Source organism: Streptomyces tropicalis (assembly GCF_029269835.1).
GTDB lineage: Bacteria > Actinomycetota > Actinomycetes > Streptomycetales > Streptomycetaceae > Streptomyces > Streptomyces tropicalis.
In genome coordinates this window covers 125,296-144,626 of sequence record NZ_JARJBB010000014.1, presented here as the reverse complement: position 1 = coordinate 144,626, position 19,331 = coordinate 125,296, and the positions used below count along the sequence as shown (strand labels likewise).

Annotated in this window: 16 protein-coding genes and 1 tRNA gene; 5 read left to right on the top strand and 12 right to left on the bottom strand. The window is 73.1% G+C overall.

Annotated features, from left to right (window positions below):
- Positions 1 to 12: 12 nt before the first annotated feature.
- Both P3H78_RS24130 and P3H78_RS24125 read right to left on the bottom strand, forming a co-directional pair.
- Positions 13 to 687, bottom strand: coding sequence for a TetR/AcrR family transcriptional regulator (locus P3H78_RS24130; protein ID WP_276111232.1), 675 nt, complete (start codon positions 685 to 687; stop codon positions 13 to 15).
- Positions 684 to 1,688, bottom strand: coding sequence for an acyl-CoA desaturase (locus P3H78_RS24125; protein WP_276111231.1), 1,005 nt, complete (start codon positions 1,686 to 1,688; stop codon positions 684 to 686). Before P3H78_RS24125 ends, P3H78_RS24130 begins: the two co-directional genes overlap by 4 nt.
- Before the next feature lie 340 nt (positions 1,689 to 2,028).
- Between P3H78_RS24125 and ppc the strand changes: the two genes are divergently transcribed.
- Positions 2,029 to 4,758, top strand: coding sequence for a phosphoenolpyruvate carboxylase (ppc, locus tag P3H78_RS24120; RefSeq protein WP_276111230.1), 2,730 nt, complete (start codon positions 2,029 to 2,031; stop codon positions 4,756 to 4,758).
- A gap of 68 nt (positions 4,759 to 4,826) precedes the next feature.
- Here ppc and P3H78_RS24115 read toward each other — a convergent pair whose 3' ends face one another.
- From P3H78_RS24115 to P3H78_RS24080, 8 genes are all read right to left on the bottom strand, one after another.
- The gene (locus tag P3H78_RS24115; RefSeq protein ID WP_276111229.1) at positions 4,827 to 5,504 is read right to left on the bottom strand and encodes an LPXTG cell wall anchor domain-containing protein; all 678 of its coding nucleotides are present in this window, start codon (positions 5,502 to 5,504) and stop codon (positions 4,827 to 4,829) included.
- Between the two features lie 135 nt (positions 5,505 to 5,639).
- On the bottom strand, positions 5,640 to 6,143 hold the full coding sequence (locus tag P3H78_RS24110; protein ID WP_276111228.1) for a hypothetical protein: 504 nt from the start codon (positions 6,141 to 6,143) through the stop codon (positions 5,640 to 5,642).
- Positions 6,144 to 6,185: 42 nt separating this feature from the next.
- Entirely contained in the window at positions 6,186 to 6,785 is a 600-nt protein-coding gene (gene pth / locus P3H78_RS24105; RefSeq protein ID WP_276111227.1) for an aminoacyl-tRNA hydrolase, read from the bottom strand.
- 73 nt (positions 6,786 to 6,858) lie between these two features.
- Positions 6,859 to 7,467 (bottom strand): 50S ribosomal protein L25/general stress protein Ctc, encoded by a 609-nt coding sequence (locus tag P3H78_RS24100; RefSeq protein ID WP_276111226.1) that lies wholly within the window; start codon positions 7,465 to 7,467, stop codon positions 6,859 to 6,861.
- 197 nt (positions 7,468 to 7,664) lie between these two features.
- Entirely contained in the window at positions 7,665 to 8,639 is a 975-nt protein-coding gene (locus tag P3H78_RS24095; RefSeq protein ID WP_276111225.1) for a ribose-phosphate diphosphokinase, read from the bottom strand.
- 134 nt (positions 8,640 to 8,773) lie between these two features.
- On the bottom strand, positions 8,774 to 10,222 hold the full coding sequence (gene glmU / locus P3H78_RS24090) for a bifunctional UDP-N-acetylglucosamine diphosphorylase/glucosamine-1-phosphate N-acetyltransferase GlmU (protein ID WP_276111224.1): 1,449 nt from the start codon (positions 10,220 to 10,222) through the stop codon (positions 8,774 to 8,776).
- Between the two features lie 127 nt (positions 10,223 to 10,349).
- Positions 10,350 to 10,425: transfer RNA gene (locus P3H78_RS24085), tRNA-Gln, on the bottom strand.
- 14 nt (positions 10,426 to 10,439) lie between these two features.
- Positions 10,440 to 11,300: a hypothetical protein gene (locus P3H78_RS24080; protein WP_276111223.1), complete on the bottom strand. Its 861-nt coding sequence runs from the start codon at positions 11,298 to 11,300 to the stop codon at positions 10,440 to 10,442.
- A 168-nt stretch (positions 11,301 to 11,468) separates the two neighbouring features.
- Here P3H78_RS24080 and P3H78_RS24075 point away from each other — a divergent pair, with 168 nt between their 5' ends.
- Complete coding sequence (locus tag P3H78_RS24075) at positions 11,469 to 12,779, top strand: sensor histidine kinase (protein WP_276111222.1); 1,311 nt, start codon at positions 11,469 to 11,471, stop codon at positions 12,777 to 12,779.
- 135 nt (positions 12,780 to 12,914) lie between these two features.
- On the opposite strand, the gene P3H78_RS24070 is transcribed toward P3H78_RS24075, so the two are convergent.
- Complete coding sequence (locus P3H78_RS24070) at positions 12,915 to 13,448, bottom strand: SUKH-3 domain-containing protein (protein WP_276111221.1); 534 nt, start codon at positions 13,446 to 13,448, stop codon at positions 12,915 to 12,917.
- A gap of 73 nt (positions 13,449 to 13,521) precedes the next feature.
- Entirely contained in the window at positions 13,522 to 14,037 is a 516-nt protein-coding gene (locus tag P3H78_RS24065; protein ID WP_276111220.1) for a YwqJ-related putative deaminase, read from the bottom strand.
- 295 nt (positions 14,038 to 14,332) lie between these two features.
- On the opposite strand from P3H78_RS24065, the gene P3H78_RS24060 reads away from it, so the two are divergent.
- From P3H78_RS24060 to P3H78_RS24050, 3 genes are all read left to right on the top strand, one after another.
- Positions 14,333 to 15,331: an SMI1/KNR4 family protein gene (locus tag P3H78_RS24060; protein ID WP_276111219.1), complete on the top strand. Its 999-nt coding sequence runs from the start codon at positions 14,333 to 14,335 to the stop codon at positions 15,329 to 15,331.
- Positions 15,332 to 15,341: 10 nt separating this feature from the next.
- Entirely contained in the window at positions 15,342 to 18,032 is a 2,691-nt protein-coding gene (locus P3H78_RS24055) for an SUKH-4 family immunity protein (protein WP_276111218.1), read from the top strand.
- Positions 18,033 to 18,293: 261 nt separating this feature from the next.
- Positions 18,294 to 19,181: a coiled-coil domain-containing protein gene (locus P3H78_RS24050; protein ID WP_276111217.1), complete on the top strand. Its 888-nt coding sequence runs from the start codon at positions 18,294 to 18,296 to the stop codon at positions 19,179 to 19,181.
- The last annotated feature ends 150 nt before the right edge of the window (positions 19,182 to 19,331 follow it).

Here is a 19,331-nt window from a genome sequence, read left to right as displayed (position 1 = left end):
CGAAGGCACGCCTCAGCTCTTGCGGTGCCCTATCAGCCGCGGCTTCGGCTCCAGGCCGTCCAGGCCGTGCCAGGCCAGATTCACCAGATGGGCCGCCACCTCGGCCTTCTTCGGGCGCCGCACGTCCAGCCACCACTGCCCGGTCAGCGCCACCATCCCCACCAGCGCCTGCGCGTACAGCGGCGCGAGCTTGGAGTCGAAGCCGCGGCTCTTGAACTCGCGGCCCAGGATGTCCTCCACCTGAGTGGCGATGTCGGAGATCAGCGACGCGAAGGAACCCGTCGACTGCGGGATGGGCGAGTCGCGGACCAGGATGCGGAAACCGTCCGTGCACTCCTCGATGTAGTCCAGGAGGGCGAACGCGGCCTGCTCGCACAGCTCCCGCGGGTGGCCGGCGGTCAGCGACCCGGTGACCATGTCCAGCAGCCGCCGCATCTCGCGGTCCACCACCACCGCGTACAGCCCCTCCTTGCCGCCGAAGTGCTCGTACACCACCGGCTTGGACACCCCGGCCTTCGCCGCGATCTCCTCCACCGACGTGCCCTCGAAACCCTTCGCCGCGAACAGCGTGCGACCGATCTCCAGCAGCTGCTGGCGGCGCTCGGCACCGGTCATCCGGGTGCGACGCGTGCGCCGCGGCTTGTCGTTGCTGGGGGTGCTGGAGTCGGTCGCCACGGCGACCATCATGCCGCCTCGGCCGTGCCCTTCCGGCTCCGGGAGCCGCCTTCCGGGCCGTTCCGGCGGGAATCGATACGCGAGCGTGACGGCCAGCGCACGTCGTAGGCCCAGCCGAGCTGCTCGAACCAGCGGATGATCCGCGCGGAGGAGTCAAGCTGCCCGCGCTCCACCCCGTGCCGCGCCGACGTCGGGTCCGCGTGGTGCAGGTTGTGCCAGGACTCCCCGCAGGACAGGACCGCCAGCCACCACACGTTGCCCGAGCGGTCCCGGGACCGGAACGGGCGCTTGCCGACCGCGTGGCAGATCGAGTTGATCGACCACGTCACGTGGTGCAGCAGCGCCACCCGGACCAGCGAGCCCCAGAAGAACGCCGTGAACGCGCCCCACCACGACATCGTCACCAGACCGCCCACCAGCGGCGGCAGCAGCAGCGACACCGCGGTCCACAGCACGAACAGGCGGGACACCGCCCGCAGCGCCGGATCCTTGATCAGGTCCGGGGCGTACTTCTCCTGCGGCGTCTGCTCCTCGTCGAACATCCAGCCGACATGGGCCCACCACAGGCCCTTGAGCAGCGCCGGAACGGTCTCGCCGTACCGCCAGGGGGAGTGCGGGTCCCCCTCGTGGTCGGAGAACCGGTGGTGCCTGCGGTGATCGGCGACCCAGCGGACCAGCGGGCCCTCCACCGCCAGCGACCCCATGACCGCCAGCGCGATCCGCAGCGGCCGCTTCGCCTTGAAGGATCCATGGGTGAAGTACCGGTGGAAGCCGATCGTGATGCCGTGGCAGCCGAGATAGTAGAAGAACACCATCAGGCCGACGTCCAGCCAGCTCAGTCCCCAGCCCCAGGCCAGCGGCACCGCCGCCAGCAGGGCCAGGAACGGAACGACGATGAACAGCAGCAGGGTGATCTGCTCGATCGAACCCTTCCGCTCACCGCCCAGCGTCGCGGACGACACCGGGGTGCCGGCCTCCCGGGCGTCTTCGATCACATCGGAGCTCGTGGTCATGGGCGTCCCCTGTGGGGTCGAGGGTCGAGACGGGTGCCGAAGGGCCACGGAGACCCATCAGCTCCCTACGGTCCCGTAACCTACGGCATCGTAAGTATGGCAGTGCCGCGCCCCCCGGCACGAGCCCGCGAGCCTGCGCGTCACGCCCGACACCTAGACTTGGGGACGGTCGGACAGCGCGGTCCGCTCTGACGTCTTCCCGGATGCCCTGCCCGCACGCGGCACCCGCCGCGCGGCACCCGTCCGGGTCCCCTCCGAGAGATCCCACCCGTCGCCCGCCCTCGCCCTCCCGGGAGTCGCCGGCGCGACGCACCATTGATCACTGCAAGGAGCCGCACCTGTGAGCAGTGCCGACGACCCGACGACCACCAGCAGCGAGCTGCGCGCCGACATCCGCCGACTGGGCGACCTCCTCGGCGAGACCCTCGTCCGGCAGGAGGGCCCCGAGCTCCTCGACCTGGTCGAGAAGGTCCGCCGCCTCACCCGCGAGGACGGCGAGGCCGCCGCGGAGCTGCTGCGCGGCACCGAACTGGAGACCGCGGCCAAGCTGGTCCGCGCCTTCTCCACCTACTTCCACCTGGCCAACGTCACCGAGCAGGTCCACCGCGGTCGCGAACTGCGCGCCCGCCGCGCCACCGAGGGCGGCCTCCTCGCCCGCACCGCCGACCGCCTCAAGGACGCCGACCCCGACCACGTCCGCCGCACGGTCGAGCACCTCAACGTCCGCCCCGTCTTCACGGCGCACCCCACCGAAGCCGCGCGCCGGTCGGTCCTCAACAAGCTCCGGCGCGTCGCAGCACTCCTCGAAGCCCCCGTCATCGAGTCCGACCGCCGGCGCCACGACGTCCGGCTCGCCGAGAACATCGACCTCGTCTGGCAGACCGACGAGCTCCGCGTGGTCCGCCCCGAACCCGCCGACGAGGCCCGCAACGCGATCTACTACCTCGACGAACTCCACGCCGGCGCCGTCGGCGACGTCCTGGAGGACCTCACCGCCGAACTGGAACGGGTCGGCGTCAAGCTGCCCGACCACACCCGCCCCCTCACCTTCGGCACCTGGATCGGCGGCGACCGCGACGGCAACCCCAACGTCACCCCCGAGGTCACCTGGGACGTGCTGATCCTCCAGCACGAACACGGCATCAACGACGCCCTCGACATGGTCGACGAACTGCGCGGCCTGCTCTCCAACTCGATCCGCTACGCCGGCGCCACCGAGGAACTCCTCGCATCCCTCCGGGCCGACCTGGACCTCCTGCCCGAGATCAGCCCCCGCTACAAGCGCCTCAACGCCGAGGAGCCCTACCGGCTCAAGGCCACCTGCATCCGCCAGAAGCTCGAGAACACCAAGCAGCGCCTGGCCAAGGGCATCCCCCACGAGACCGGCCGCGACTACCTCGGCACCGCCGAGCTCCTCGCCGACCTGCGCCTCGTCCAGGACTCCCTGCGCCGCCACCGCGGCGGCCTCTTCGCCGACGGCCGCCTCGCCCGCACCATCCGCACCCTCGCCGCCTTCGGCCTCCAGCTCGCCACCATGGACGTCCGCGAACACGCCGACGCCCACCACCACGCCCTCGGCCAGCTCTTCGACCGGCTCGGCGAGGAATCCTGGCGCTACGCCGACATGCCCCGCGAGTACCGCGCCAAGCTGCTCGCCAGGGAACTCCGCTCGCGCCGGCCGCTCGCCCCCAGCCCCGCCCCCGTCGACGCCGCCGGCGCCAAGACCCTCGGCGTCTTCCAGACCGTCCGGCGCGCCCTGGAGGTCTTCGGACCCGAGGTCGTCGAGTCGTACATCATCTCCATGTGCCAGGGCGCCGACGACGTCTTCGCCGCCGCCGTCCTCGCCCGCGAGGCCGGCCTGCTCGACCTGCACGCCGGCTGGGCCAGGATCGGCATCGTGCCGCTGCTGGAGACCACCGACGAACTGCGCGCCGCCGACACCATCCTGGAGGACATGCTCTCCGACCCCTCCTACCGGCGCCTCGTGGCCCTGCGCGGCGACGTCCAGGAGGTCATGCTCGGCTACTCCGACTCCTCCAAGTTCGGCGGCATCACCACCTCCCAGTGGGAGATCCACCGCGCCCAGCGCCGCCTGCGCGACGTCGCCCACCGCTACGGCGTCCGGCTGCGCCTCTTCCACGGCCGCGGCGGCACCGTCGGCCGCGGCGGCGGCCCCACCCACGACGCCATCCTCGCCCAGCCCTGGGGCACCCTGGAGGGCGAGATCAAGGTCACCGAGCAGGGCGAGGTCATCTCCGACAAGTACCTCATCCCGTCCCTGGCCCGCGAGAACCTCGAACTCACCCTCGCCGCCACCCTGCAGGCATCCGCCCTGCACACCGCCCCCCGGCAGTCCACCGAGGCCCTCGCCCGCTGGGACGCCGCGATGGACGTCGTCTCCGACGCCGCCCACGCCGCCTACCGCCGGCTGGTCGAGGACCCCGACCTGCCCGCCTACTTCTTCGCCTCCACCCCCGTCGACCAGCTCGCCGACCTGCACCTGGGCTCCCGCCCCTCCCGCCGCCCCGACTCCGGCGCCGGCCTCGACGGGCTGCGCGCCATCCCCTGGGTGTTCGGCTGGACCCAGTCCCGGCAGATCGTGCCCGGCTGGTTCGGCGTCGGCTCCGGACTCAAGGCCCTGCGCGAGACCGGCCTGGACACCGTGCTCGACGAGATGCACGAGCAGTGGCACTTCTTCCGCAACTTCGTCTCCAACGTCGAGATGACCCTCGCCAAGACCGACCTGCGGATCGCCCAGCACTACGTCGACACCCTCGTCCCCGACGAACTCCGGCACGTCTTCGACACCATCCGCGCCGAACACGAACTGACCGTCCGCGAGGTCCTGCGCATCACCGGCGGCACCCAGCTCCTCGACGCCCAGCCGGCGCTCCGCCAGACCTTCGGCATCCGCGACGCCTACCTCGACCCGATCTCCTACCTCCAGGTCGCCCTGCTCAAGCGGCAGCGCGACGCGGCCGCCGCCGGCGACGAGCCCGACCCGCTCCTGTCGCGGGCCCTGCTGCTCACCGTCAACGGCGTCGCCGCCGGCCTGCGCAACACCGGCTGACCCGGACAGCGACGCACGAAGGCCCCCGCTCCGGCACGGAGCGGGGGCCTTCGCCCTACGGGGGCCCGTCAGCCCCGGCGGACCGCACGCCGCCGGAACAGCAGATAACCGCCCGCCGCCAGCAGCGCGGCCGCCGCGGCCGACAGCGCCCCCGCCGAGGCACCGCCACCGGTCTCGGCCAGATCGCCCGCGCCGCCCTGGGGCGACGGCGACGACACGGCCGCCCCCGCACCGGCGGACGCCGACGCCGAGGCGGCGGAACCGGCCGGCACCGACGCGCCGACCGAGACGGACGCGCCCACCGAGACGGACGCCGACGGCACGCCCGACGCCGCGCAGTCCGTCCAGAACACCTTCTGCTTCGCGGCACCGTTCTCGCCGTCGAAGTTCCAGAACAGCTTGTAGTGCCCGTCCGGCAGCGACAGGTCCGGCGTCCGGCCGGCGCCCTCGGCGCCCAGCACGATCGACCCGGACTTCACCTCGACGCCCTTGGCCGCGGCCGTCGGAGCCCACGCCTCGATGTGCCAGGACACCCGCTGCCCACCGTCGAAGCCGAAGGCGTCGAGGTAGAAGGAGCACACGTGCGGCTCGTTGCGGCGCGCCTCGGCCCCGGTCGCCGCGTCATGGATCTTCACGGTGCCGTTGTCACCGGGAGGCGAGGCGGGAGCGGCGTGAGCGGCCGGAACGGCCACGACCGCCGCGCAGACGCCGGCGGCCAGCGCGCCGGCGCGAATCAGGGTACGCATGGAGAAGTCCCTCTTCGGGAAGCGAAAGGAAGGTGTGGAGGGGGCGGTTCAGCTTCCGATCACCACTGACCATCGGTCAATCACGAACCGGGAACGCTCGGAACCCGCACAGACGTGGAGATCGCCCCCACGTGGTCAAAGCGCCACGAACGCCGCCGTCAGCAGCGCGAACCCCGACCCCGCCAGCACCCACGCCGCCCGCGTCCGCCGCAGCCCGCCCGCCACCACGACCGACGCCAGCAGCAGCGCACCGCCCAGCGGCGCCCACGCGTACAGGATCCCGGCCGGACCCGAGCGGACCACCCGGTCCGAACCCGGCTTCACGACCACGTCGTACGTCCCGCCCCGGTGCACCACCGCCGTCTGCGCGATGACCACCCGGCCACGCGCCACGGACCCCGGCGACACCGGCGAGTACGGCCCACTGCACGCGTCCGCGCCGCAGTGCGTCACCCGGACCGTGCCCCGCTCCCGGCCCTTGGTCAGCATCACGTGCTGCGCGGTGCCCCACGACGCCCACACCCCGGCGATCAGGATCAGCACCGCCACGGTGCCCATCGCGGCGACCCGTCCGAACCGGAGCGCGGCGAGCGAGGCCCGGCGGGAGCGGGCGGCGGAGTCGGACATGGCCGGGATCATTGGCCATACCCCTGCGGCCGGTCAACCCGGCCGGGGGACAAGTCAGGAGTTGTACGTGCTTTGCGCCCGCTCCAGACCCTCCAGGACCAGCGCCTCCACCGCGTCGGCCGCCCGGTCCACGAAGTAGTCCAGCTCCTTGCGCTCCGCCGACGCGAAGTCCTTCAGCACGAAGTCCGCCACCTGCATCCGGCCCGGCGGCCGGCCGATCCCGAACCGCACCCGGTGGTAGTCCGCACCCATCGCCTTCGTCATCGACTTCAGCCCGTTGTGCCCGTTGTCACCGCCGCCCAGCTTCAGCCGCAGCACCCCGTAGTCGATGTCCAACTCGTCGTGCACCGCCACGACGTTCGCCACCGGGACCTTGTAGAAGTCCCGCAACGCGTTCACCGGGCCGCCCGACAGGTTCATGAACGACATCGGCTTCGCCAGGACCACACGACGGCTCCCCGGACCCTGCGGCCCGATCCGGCCCTCCACCACCTGCGCCTGCGCCTTCTGAGCCCGCTTGAACCGGCCCCCCATGCGCTCGGCCAGCAGGTCCACCACCATGAAGCCCACGTTGTGCCGGTTCATGGCGTACTCCGGCCCGGGATTGCCCAGACCCGCGATCAGCCACGGCGAGCCGGCGGCGGTCACGTCCACATCTCCTCCGATACGACACACCGGCCGCCGCCCCCGACGGGAGCAGCGGCCGGCATCACGACAACGAGACCGATCAGGCCTCGGCGCCAGCCTCTTCGCCCTCGGCAGCGGCCTCCTCGGCCTCCTCCGCCGGCTCCTCGGCCTGCGCGGCCAGCACCTGCAGCACCACGGCGTCCTCGTCCACCGCCAGCGTCACACCGCCCGGCAGCTTGATGTCCTTGGCGTGGATCGAGGCACCGGCCTCGAGACCCTCCACCGACACCGTCACCTGCTCCGGGATGTGCGTGGCCTCGGCCTCGACCGGAAGCGCCACGAGGACGTGCTCCAGCAGGTTGCCGCCCGGGGCCAGCTCGCCCTCGGCCTGCACGGGGACCTCGACCGTGACCTTCTCGCCGCGCTTGACCAGCAGCAGGTCGACGTGCTCCAGGAAGCCCTTCAGCGGGTCGCGCTGCACGGACTTCGGGATCGCCAGCTCGTTGGTCTTGCCGTCGATGTCCAGCGAGATCAGGACGTTCGGCGTACGCAGCGCCAGCAGCAGCTCGTGGCCCGGCAGGGTCAGGTGCAGCGGGTCCGTGCCGTGCCCGTACAGCACACCGGGAACCTTGTCGTCACGACGGATACGGCGGGCAGCGCCCTTGCCGAACTCGGAACGCGTCGCGGCGGCGATCTTCACCTCGGACATGTCTCACTCCTCGTAGAGAACATCGAAAACGGTCGGGGTCACCCGGCCACGAACGGCCTGCTACGAAGAGCGCGTCGATAACGGACCACCCCACGCGCCGGAACGCGTGCGGCCTCCCTCGCCGAGCAACTGCAGAAGTCTACTCGGAGAAGGAGGCCACACCCAAAATGATCTCCGGGCAGCCGGCCCCGCAGGGCCTACTGCTCGTCGAAGAGGCTCGTCACCGAGCCGTCCTCGAACACCTCGCGCACCGCACTCGCGATCGTCGGCGCGATCGACAGCACCGTGATCTTGTCCAGCTCCAGCTCGCCCGGCGTCGGCAGCGTGTTCGTGAACACGAACTCGCTCACCTTCGAGTTCTTCAGCCGGTCCGCCGCCGGACCCGACAGCACACCGTGCGTCGACGTCACGATGACGTCCTCCGCACCGTGCGCGAACAGCGCGTCCGCCGCGGCGCAGATCGTGCCACCGGTGTCGATCATGTCGTCCACCAGCACACAGATGCGGCCCTCCACGTCACCGACGACCTCGTGCACCGTGACCTGGTTCGCCACGTCCTTGTCACGGCGCTTGTGCACGATCGCCAGCGGCGCACCCAGCCGGTCGCACCAGCGGTCCGCCACCCGCACCCGGCCGGCGTCCGGGGACACCACCGTCAGCTTCGAACGGTCCACCTTGCTGCCCACGTAGTCCGCCAGCAGCGGCAGCGCGAACAGGTGGTCCACCGGACCGTCGAAGAAGCCCTGGATCTGGTCCGTGTGCAGATCCACGGCCAGAATCCGGTCCGCGCCCGCCGTCTTCATCAGATCGGCGACCAGACGCGCCGAGATCGGTTCACGCCCACGGTGCTTCTTGTCCTGCCGCGCGTAACCGTAGAACGGCACGATCACGGTGATGGAGCGGGCCGACGCACGCTTCAGCGCGTCGATCATGATCAGCTGCTCCATGATCCACTTGTTGATCGGAGCCGTGTGGCTCTGGATCAGGAAGCAGTCCGCCCCCCGCGCGGACTCCTGGTACCGCACATAGATCTCGCCGTTCGCGAAGTCGAAGGCCTTGGTCGGGACGACTCCGATACCCAGCTGGTGGGCGATCTCCTCGGCAAGCTCGGGGTGGGCGCGGCCGGAGAAGAACATCATCTTCTTCTCGCCGGTCGTCTTGATCCCGGTCACAGCACTGTCTCCTCAGAGGTATTCACAGCTGGATGTCGAGAGGACCTCGTCAGCGGTCTGCGCGAAGCCGACTCAGCTGGGGGTGCGGGTGTGCACCTCTCACGGTACGCCGTCCCCGGCGCCCCCCGTGCCGGTCAGGCCCCGTCCCCCGGCTCCCCGGACACCGCCTCGGCCGCCTTCGCCGCCGCGCTCCCCGGACGCTTCCGCGCCACCCAACCCTCGATATTCCGCTGCTGGCCACGGGCCACGGCCAGCGAACCGGGCGGCACGTCCCGCGTGATGACCGAGCCCGCCGCGGTGTACGCCCCGTCCCCGATCGTGACAGGAGCCACAAACATGTTGTCCGAACCGGTACGGCAGTGCGACCCCACCGTCGTGTGGTGCTTGTCCTGCCCGTCGTAGTTCACGAACACGCTCGCCGCACCGATGTTCGAATGGTCGCCGATCGTCGCGTCACCGACGTAGGACAGGTGCGGCACCTTCGTCCCCTCGCCGATCCTCGCGTTCTTCGTCTCCACGTACGTGCCGACCTTCGACCTCAGCCCCAGCCGCGTACCCGGCCGCAGATACGCGTACGGACCCACCGACGCCTCCGGACCGACCACCGCACCGTCCGACACCGTGTTGTCCAGCCGCGCGCCCCGGCCCACCCGCGTGTCCGTCAGCCGGCTGTTCGGCCCCACCGTGCACCCCTCGCCCAGATGCGTCGCGCCGTGCAGCTGCGTACCCGGAAGCACCGTCACGTCCTGCTCGAACGACACCGTCACGTCGACCCACGTCGTCGCCGGATCCACCACCGTCACACCCGCCAGCATCGCCTCCGTCAGCAGCCAGTCGTTCAGCGTCCGGCGGGCATCCGCCAACTGCACCCGGTTGTTGATGCCCGCGATCTCCCGATGGTCGCCCGCCACGCACGCACCCACCCGGTGCCCGGCCTCCCGCAGGATCCCGAGCACGTCCGTCAGGTACTCCTCGCCCTGGCTGTTGTCCGTCCGCACCTTCCCCAGCGCGTCCGCCAGCAGCCGCCCGTCGAACGCGAACACACCCGAGTTGATCTCCCGGATCGCCCGCTGCTCCTCGCTCGCGTCCTTGTGCTCGACGATCGCCGTCACCGCGCCCGAGGCGCCGTCCCGCACGATCCGGCCGTACCCCGTCGCGTCCGGGACCTCGGCGCTCAGCACGGTCACCGCGTTGCCGTCCTGCTCGTGCACGGACGCCAGGCTCCGCAGGGTCCGGCCGGTCAGCAGTGGGGTGTCGCCGCAGACCACCACGACGGTGCCGTCGACCGGCCCGCCGAGCTCCTCCAGCGCCATGCGCACCGCGTGCCCGGTGCCGTTCTGCTTCTCCTGCACCGCGGTCCGCGCCGCGGCGTCGACCTCGGCCAGGTGCGCGGTCACCTTCTCCCGCGCGTGGCCCACGACCACGACGAGGTGCTCCGGCTCCAACTCACGTGCGGAGGCGAGGACATGGCCGACCAGGGACCTGCCGCAGATGTCGTGCAGGACCTTCGGTGTGGCCGACTTCATACGGGTGCCCTCGCCCGCTGCGAGAACGACGACGGCTGCCGGGCGAATGGCGCTCACGGAAATGCCCTTCGGCTCTGAATGGGTGGGGGTGGACGTTCGCAGGATAGCGGGGCGAGGTTGGGGGGAAATGAGAGCGGGTCCCGACCCCACTGGGTCAGGACCCGAACGACGGTCGCGTGCGCTGTGGCTCCCCCGCAAGGATTCGAACCTTGTCCTGCTAGATCCAAAATCTAGTGTGCTGCCGGTTACACCACGGGGGACAGCGCTTCAGACCTTACCGGAGACATGCTTCGGCATGGGTTGTGATCCCCGCCCACCAGCCCTCGATGCGGTTGTACAGGTGGGCACCTCTCGTGACTCCGACCACGAGACAGCCGTGGTACTCGGTGCCGGTGTTCTTGCGGGCGGTCTTCGGGTTGTGCCTCTTCAGGGTTGGCTTGGTGAAGGCCGATGGGTCGACCTCAGCGATGTCTGCCCAGTAGCGGTGAGCTGCATCGACGTCTGCGGACTCATGAATGAGTACACGGAAACGAAGACGCTCCCGGTCCACGTCGAGCAGGTCGAGCCATGCCAGGTAGACCTTGATGACGTCCGGGTCGCTATTGACGAAGACGACTCGCTCGCGCCGGGCGTACGGCTTGCTCTTGGACCCCTCGGCCCAGTACAGCGCGACCCCTGCGAAAAAGAGCTCGCGATCCGTCATCTCGCCGACCTCGCGATGAGCCGCCAGCCTGGTCTTCCTGCGCTCCTCGTCCTCGGCCGCGCGGTGCCTGGCGAGTCCTTCATTCATGCGAGCTCGCCGCTCCTCGGGTGTGTAGCGGGGCTCGGGGTGCGGCAGATCCCGTACCCACAGGGAGACCGAGCTCTTGGAGCAGCCCAGCTCGGCCTGGATCTGGTTGTACGTCCACCCCTGCCCGCGCAGTTCCCGGGCCCGCGTGCGCAGGTCGTCCTTCGCGCGCGGGCGTTTGGTCCACGCCGGAGGCGGCTCGCCCTCGACGAGGCGCTGAAGGGTGGCCTTGTTGTGAACCTGGAGCTCGTCGCGGATCTGTCGAAGGCTGTATCCCTCGCGCCTCAGCGCCACCGCCCGCTCGCGCAGTCCCTCGAAGTCCGCGTACGTGCCGTGTGAATGTGCCATGTGCATACCGTCCGGCCGGAATGTGAGGCTCCGGGGGTGAACGGGGAATGGTTCAGCAGTTCGAGGGACGGTGGGTGGATTCGCTGGTATTCGGGTGCGGCGTGTGGTGTGTGGCGGTAGCGGAAACTCGCCGGAAAAGCCGTGCCGGGCGCCCGTAGGGTGGAGGGCATGACCAGGACGGGGGAAGAGCGTGCGGTGGCCCGGACCGGGCCGTGGTGGTGGGCGCGGTGGCGCAGTGCGGTGCTCGACGGGGGCCTCGCGGTGGTGTCCGCGCTGGAGTGCGGGGTGGAGGGGATCCCCTTCGCCCGGGACGCGGGGATCCCGGTGTCGGCGGGTGTGGTGTTCGGTCTGCTGGCCGGTTCCGTGCTGCTGCTCCGGCGGCGGTGGCCGATCGCCGTCGTGCTGGTGTCGGTCGCGATCACGCCGGCCCAGATGGGCTTCCTGATGGGGGTCGTCGGCCTCTACACGCTGGCGACGTGCGAGCTGCCGCGCCGGGTGATCGCGGCGCTGGCCGGCATGTCGCTGTTCGGGACGATGATCGTGACCTTCGTGCGGGTGCGGCAGGACATGGCGCGGGGGGATCTGACCCTCGGGGACTGGTTCGTGCCGTTCGCGGCGGTCACCACCTCGCTGGGGCTGACGGCTCCTCCGCTGCTGCTCGGGCTGTACGTCGGGGCGCGCCGGCGGTTGATGGAGAGTCTGCGGGAGCGGGCGGACAGTCTGGAGCGGGAGCTGCAGCTGCTGGCGGAGCGTGCGGAGGAGCGGGCCGAGTGGGCGCGTGGTGAGGAGCGGACCCGGATCGCGCGGGAGATGCACGACGTGGTGGCGCACCGGGTGAGTCTGATGGTGGTGCACGCGGCGGCGTTGCAGGCGGTGGCGCGGAAGGATCCGGACAAGGCGGTGCGGAACGCGGCGCTGGTCGGGGACATGGGCCGGCAGGCGCTGACGGAGTTGCGGGAGATGCTCGGGGTGCTGCGCAGCGGTGAGCCGGGCCCGGAGCGGGTGGCGGTGCCGTTGGCCGCGGTGGGGGCGGCGGCGGCCGCGGCGGCGTGGCGGGGTGCGGCGGGGGAGCAGGTGGTGGCGGAGGGGCCGTGCCTGTCGGAGTTGGAGGAGCTGGTGGGGCAGTCGGCGGCGGCCGGGATGGTGGTGCAGCTGTCGGTGGAGGGGGAGGTGCGTCCGTATGCGGCGGAGGTGGAGCAGACGGCGTACCGGGTGGTGCAGGAGGCGCTGACGAACGTGCACAAGCATGCGTCGGGGGCGCGGACGCGGGTGCGGTTGGCGCATCGGGTGTCGGAGATCGCGATGCAGGTGGAGAACGAGCCGCCGCCTCGGGCTGCGTCCGCGTCGGTGCGGTTGCCGTCCGGGGGGAACGGGTTGCTGGGGATGCGGGAGCGGGTGTCGGCGTTGGGGGGTGTGTTCGTGTCGGGGCCGACGGAGGCGGGCGGTTTCCGGGTGTCGGCGGTGATTCCGGCGGTGTAGGTGCCGGTGGATGCCCGGGTGCCGGTGCCGGTGCCGGTGCCGGTGCCGGTGCCGGTGCCGGTCCGGGTCCGGTGGCCGGGTCGGTGGGTGGTGCCGGTGTGTGTGCGGGTGGCCGGTGGGGGTGCGGGTGGCGGGTCAGCCGGTGGTGAGGCGGTCCGGTGCGGTGCCGGTGACGAGGGCGGTGAGGGCCTGGTCGACGTCGGGTCCGAGGTACCAGTCGCCGGTGTGGTCGAGGGCGTAGGCGCGGCCCTCGGTGTCGATGGCGAGCAGGGTGTTCGTGTCGGTCTCGCTGCCGAGGGGGCAGACGCCGGTGCCGAGGGCGCGGCCGAGGTCGCCGAGGGTGCGGGCGAGGTGGAGGCCGTGCAGGGGGTCGAGGTGGAGGGCGGCGGGGGCGATCTGGCGTCCGGCGCCGGTGGGGGCGATGTGCAGTCCGCCGAATTCGGCCCAGGCCTCGACGGCGGCGGGGAAGACGGTGTGGCGGTGTCCGGCGGGCGAGGTGTGGTCGCGGAGGGTGTCGGCCCAGATCTCGGCCTGCTTTATGTCCCAGCGTCCGGGCTGCCAGCCGGCGGCGCGCAGGGCGGTGTCGACGGGTGGGGCGAAGCGGGGGGCGGGTGTGCCGTGCTCGCGCGGGGTCGGGCGTCCGGGGGTGGAGGTGCGGTCGGTGTGCATCGGCCCTTGTTCGTGGTGGCGGTGGCGCGGTGGGGCGTCCGGGACGGTGGCGGGGTGTCGGGCGCGGGTGGGGTCAGCCGCCGGTGGTCGTGGGGTCGATGACGCGGACGCCGAAGTGGGCGCCGAGTGCGGTGCAGGCGCGGCAGGGGGCGGCGAAGGAGCCGTGCAGGGGGTCGCCGTCCTCGCGGATGTGACGGGCGGTGAGTTTGGCGCCTTTGAGTGCTTTGCGTGCTTCGCCGCTGGTGATGGGTTTGCGGGCGGCGCGTCTGCTGCGGGCGGTGTCGACGGCGGTGATGTGCCGGGAGATGAGGATGGTCTCGGCGCAGCGGCCGGTGAAGCGGTCGCGCTGGGAGCTGGTGAGGGTGTCGAGGTAGTCCTGCACGAGGGGGTGCAGGGTTGGGGGGTGGTCGCTGCGGGCGGCGGTGCCGGTGAGGGTGGCGCCGCGGACGGAGAGGGCGGCGGCCACGGTGGGGAGTATGCCGTCGCGGCGGTGCAGCAGTGTGGGGATGCGGGGGGATTCGGTGCTGCTCCAGCCGATCCTCGGGTCGCCGGACGTGCTGGTCTGCGGGCCGGCGTGCGTCGCGTTCATGATCATCTTCCCCTCCCGAGCATCCCCCGGAAGGACACAGACTGCCAAATCCCGTGGCTGGTGCGGAAGCTGGGGCGGTGCGACACGCCCGGGCGGGTCCGGTCCGTCACGGCGGGGTGACGGCTGGTCACGGAAGTGGAGGCCCGGTGACCGGTGGGGCCGTACCGCTTAGGCTGTCGGCACCGCCATCGCTGCGGTCAATGTGTGGAAAGAGACGTAGTCGATACGGGCCGGGCGGCCGGTGAGGATGCCGGTGGCCGTGGGCCGTACCAGAGTGCCGCAGGGGGCAACCGCCATGACGACAGGTCGGCTCGGGCAGCAAGCCGCGCCGCCGAACGCGGCCTACGCCGGGCAGGTCGTGCACTTCCCGGACCCGGTCCGGGCCGCCCGCCACCCGAGGGGTGTGCGGATGGACGAGCACGGCTTTCCGGACTTCTCCCCCTATGCGCGGGCGGCGGCCGAGATCGCGGATCCGCCGGAGGGTTTCGGCGTCGACGAGCTGCGGCTGACGGACTACGTGTCGGCGAACGCGGCACTGGCGGCGTCGGGGCACGAGCTGTGGGACACGGTGCCGGACGTGGCGACGCCGCACGGCTGGACGTGGCACCACGTGGCGGGCGGCCGCCGGCTCGAACTGGTCCCGGTCGAGGTGAAGGCGCTGCTGCGGCACCACGGCGGGATCGCGACCGCGAACGTCGACCAGGCGAAGCGCGGCACCCGGCCTCTTCAGGAGACGCGGCCGGCGCACGTCGGGCTGCCGAAGTCGGGCGTCGCGGTGTCGGAGCAGCAGGTGCTGGGGGTCGAGGAGGACCTCGGGTACCGGCTGCCGGGCGCGTACCGGTCGTTCCTGAAGGCGGCGGGCGGTTGCGCGCCGGTGGGGACGGCGCTGGACGCCGAGTTGGGCCTGCTGGTGGACCAGCCGTTCTTCACCGTGCGGGAGGAGGCGGCGGTCAACGACCTGGTGTACGTCAACAAGTGCCTGCGCGACCACCTCACGAAGGACTACCTCGGGGTGGGTTTCGTGCAGGGCGGCCTGCTGGCGGTGAAGGTGAAGGGCGACCGGATCGGGTCGGTGTGGTTCTGCGCGTACGACGACGTGCGGGACGTCGACCCGGGATGGTCGCAGGCGGAGCGGGTGGAGCGGCTGCTGCGGCCCTGCGGTGACGACTTCGACGTGTTCCTGTCCCGTCTGGCCGGGTCGCCGCCCGAGTTGGAGACGGTGGCGAATCTGATGGTGGACGGCGGGTTCGCGCGGGCGGTGGCCGTTCCGTCCGGGCCGCCGGTGGGGGAGTGAGTTTTCAGCGATGGTGACGTTCGCGCAGGCGCAGGAGCGCGCCGAGGAGTGGATCAACGGGGACGTGCCCGCGTACCAGCACCGTGAGGTGCGGGTGCGGGAGTTCGAGCTCGGCTTCGTGGTGTGGGCGGAGGACCGCGCCGAGGGGCCGCGGTCGGACGGCGGCGCGCAGCGGCTGGTGATCGCCCGGGACAGCGGGGAGGCGACGCTGTGGCCGTCCCTGCCGGTCGGTGAGGTGATCCGCCGCTACGAGGAGGAGTACGGGCGTCCGCAGGAGCCGGCCGCGCCGGCGCCGGCGCCGGCCCGGGTGGACCTCAACCAGACGTCGTTCCTGCTCAGTCCGCCGGAGTGGCTGCAGGAGGCGGCGGACAAGCTGGGGATTCCGGACCGGCGGGGCGAGGCGGCCGGGTCGGCCTCCGGCGCCGGGGCTTCCGTGGACGCGGGCTCCGGTGCGGGTGCCTCCGCCGGGGGCGCGTCCGGGGCGGCCGGGCTGCCGCAGACGCAGGCCGGGATGCCGGGGCCTGGTGCGCCCGCCGCGCCCTCCGCGCCGGCTGCGGCGGAGCCGCCCGCCGGCGCGACGCCGTGGGCGGGCACCGACACCAACGCCGATGCGGGGGAGGACCGTTCGGTGCCGCTGCCCGCGACGGTGTTCGCGCCGCCGCTGAGCGGGGCCGGTGACGCCACGCCGCCGCCGGCCGCGCCGGACGCGAAGACGGCGCTGATCGCCGGGGGCAGCCGGCTGCCGCGGACGACCGTCGCGCCGGCAGTGGACGAGCCGGGCACCTCGGGTGCGCAGGCCGTCCCGGGCGCCCCGGGTGCTCCGTTCGCGCCGGGCGCGTCCCAGGGCGGCACGCCTCCGCCTCCGCCGCCGGGCGGTCCGGCGCAGGGTCCGGGCACGCCTCCGCCTCCGCCGCCGGGCGGTCCCGTGCAGGGTCCCGGCACGCCGCCTCCGCCGGTCGCGGGTGCTCCCGGGCGGCCGTTGCCGCCGAGCGCCGGTGACATCGCCGACGCCGCGACGAGCAAGGCGGCGCCCCCGCCCCGGCGCGGCGGGGCGGCCATGCCTCCGCCGCCGGGTGCGCCCGGCACCCCCGGCGCGCGCCCCGGTGCCGCGCCCGCCCCGGAGGCACCCGGCGCTCCCGGTGCCTCCGGCGGGTCCTACCTGCCGACGCAGCTCGTGTCCTCCCTCGGTCCCGAGGGCCCGGAGGCCCCGGCCGGTCCGGGTGCCCCGCAGCCGCCCTCGGCCCCGCAGCCGCCGGCGCCGGGTGGGCCGGGTACGCCTGCGGGCGGGGTGCACCATGCGGCGACGATGCTGGCGGATCCGGGCCGGATGGGCGGTGCGCCGCAGCCTCCCGGGCCGCCTGGGCCGCCCGGAGCTCCGGGTGCCCCCGCCGGTCCGCCGCCTCCGCCGCCGGTCGCCCCGGGTGCTCCGCAGCCGCCGGCGCCGGGTGGGCCGGGTACGCCTGCGGGCGGGGTGCACCATGCGGCGACGATGCTGGCGGATCCGGGCCGGACGGGCGGCGCGCCGCAGCCCCCCGCGCCGCCCGGCGCCCCCGGCATGCCCCCGGGCCCGCCGCAGCCGATGCCGCCCGGCGCGATGCCCCCGCCCGGCGCGCCGATGCAGGGCCAGCCGCCCTTCCCCGGCCAGGCTCCCGTGCCGGGCCTGCCGCCCGTGCCCGGGCAGCCGTTGCCGGGTCAGCCTCCCGCGTACGGCTACCCGCCGCCGGCGGCGCCGACGGTCGGCCCCGGCTACCAGGCGGTGCTGCGCTACCGCGCCCAGGACGGCTCGGAGCAGCAGCTGATCCGCCGCTCGGCGCCGGGCACCCCGCACCCGGAGTGGCAGATCTTCCACGAGCTGCGTGCCATGAACGTGCCGCCGGACCAGGTGCTGGAGCTGCACACGGAGCTGGAGTCGTGCGAGCTGCCCGGTGCCTACTGCGCGCGGATGATCCGCGAGCAGTGGCCGCAGGCGCGCATCGCGTCGATCGCGCCGTACGGCACCGACCACGCCAGCCGGCAGCAGGGCATGCAGGAACTGCTCGCGCACCAGGGCGAGTTGCACCAGGTGGCCGACGGTCCGGCGCGTCCGGGCCCGGTGCGGGCACCGCTGCAGCCGGTGCAGCCGGTGCCGCCGATCCCGCCGGAGGGCATCGCGCAGGAGCTCGGTGCCGCGTTCGGTCCGGGGGTGTTCCGCTTCGAGCAGGCGGCGGTGTCCCGGCAGGGCGTGCCGCCGGTCGTGGCGCACACCCTGGTGGTGGCCGGCCTGCCCGCCGACATGGGCCCCTTCTTCTGGGCGCAGGCCCAGCCGGGCCGCCCGGTGCCGACGCTGGCGGAGCTGGCGGCCGAGCGCGGGGTGCAGCCGGCGCCGGACGCCGGCTCGTACCTGGTGATGGGCAGCGACTTCGGCAAGGCGCTCTGCGTCCAGTACGGGACGGCGAACATCGTGGCCGTGCCGGTGGAGGCGGGTCCGGGCGGGACGTCCGTGCCGCCGCAGTTCGTGAACACCGGACTGCCGGAGTTCGCCCGCTGCCTCGCGCTGCTCGGGCGGATGTGGCGGCTGCGGTACGGGCTGAACCAGGAGCAGGCGGGCCGCTGGACCGTCGACTTCCAGGCGCAGCTCGCCGCGCTGGACCCGGCGGCCCTCGGATCGCCGGAGAGCTGGTGGTCGGTGCTGCTGGAGCAGATGTGGGACGGGCTGCTCTGAGCCCGTGACGCCCGGGGGCCGTGGGCCCGCCGGGCGGTGGCGTCCGCCGCCCACGCGTGGACGGAGAGAGGGCCGGGGCCCCGTGGTATTAACGCGCCCGGACATCGCCCCCGCCCCGGCCCTCTCGTCTGCGTGCCCGTCCCCGACGTGGCCCGGAGTGTCGCGTTATGAACATTTACGTCCCATAGCTGAAGATATGCGCGACGTCATCCCATGGCGTCCGTTCGGCGGAGGCGGCGGTTCGGCGGAAGGGGCTGTGAGATGGGCGGCGCACCGGAGTCATGCCACGGGTTCGTGGCCGGACGGGGCCGCGGCTACCGGCCCGGGCAGGTGGACGCCTATGTGGACGCCCTGTCCGAGGACCGCGACGCCGCGTGGGAGCGTGCCGCGCGTCTGACCGTCCTCGCCAAGCACATGGCGGCGGACCTCGACGCCCTGCGGCAGACGCTCGCCCGCCTCGGCCCGCAGACCTACGCCTCGCTCGGCGAGGGCGCCCGCCGGCTCCACGAGCTGGGGCAGGAGGAGGCGCGGGCGGTGACGGAGCGGGCCCGTGAGGAGTCGGGCCGGCAGGTGGAGGCGGCGCGGGCGGAGGCGGACCGGGTGCGGGACGCCGCGCGGGTGCACGCCGACGCCGTACGGGCGGAGGCGGACGAGCGGGTCCGGCAGTTGCTGCTGGCGGCGCAGACCGAGGCCGACACGATCCGCGTCGGGGTCCGGCGCGAGGTCAAGGAGGGCCGCGGCGAGGCGCTGGCCGCGCTGCGCGAGGTACGGCTGCGCACCGACGGGACGCTCACCGAGCAGGCCCGTGAGCACACCGTGCGGCTGGCCGCGGCGGAGCGCGCGGAGATGGAGCGCCAGGAGGCGTGGGAGGCGGAGCGGGCCGCGCGCCTGGCGGCCGCCGAGGAGTCCCTGGCCGCGGCGGAACGGGAGCACGCGCAGGCGCTGGAGCAGTCCCGGCTCCTGCCGCAGGAGGCCCGGGTCCGGGCCTCCGACGTGCTGGCCGGGGCCCGGCAGCGGGCCGACGGCATCGCCCGGGAGACGGAGCGGCTGCTGCGGGAGCACGGTGAGCGGTGGGACGACGTGCGCGCGCACATGGACACCGTGCAGGACAGCATCGCGGCCCTGAAGGGGCGTGCCTGGGCGGAGTGAGCGGGGCGGGGCGAGCGGGGCGGGGTGCCCGGCGACGGGCCGGGACGGCGCCCCGGCCCGGCCCGCACGAGGCGCCTTCCGCTCCCCGGTCGCGCCGGCCCGCCCCGCGCGCCCCTTTTCCGAGGCCCGCCCCGCCCTCCGTGGCCCGCC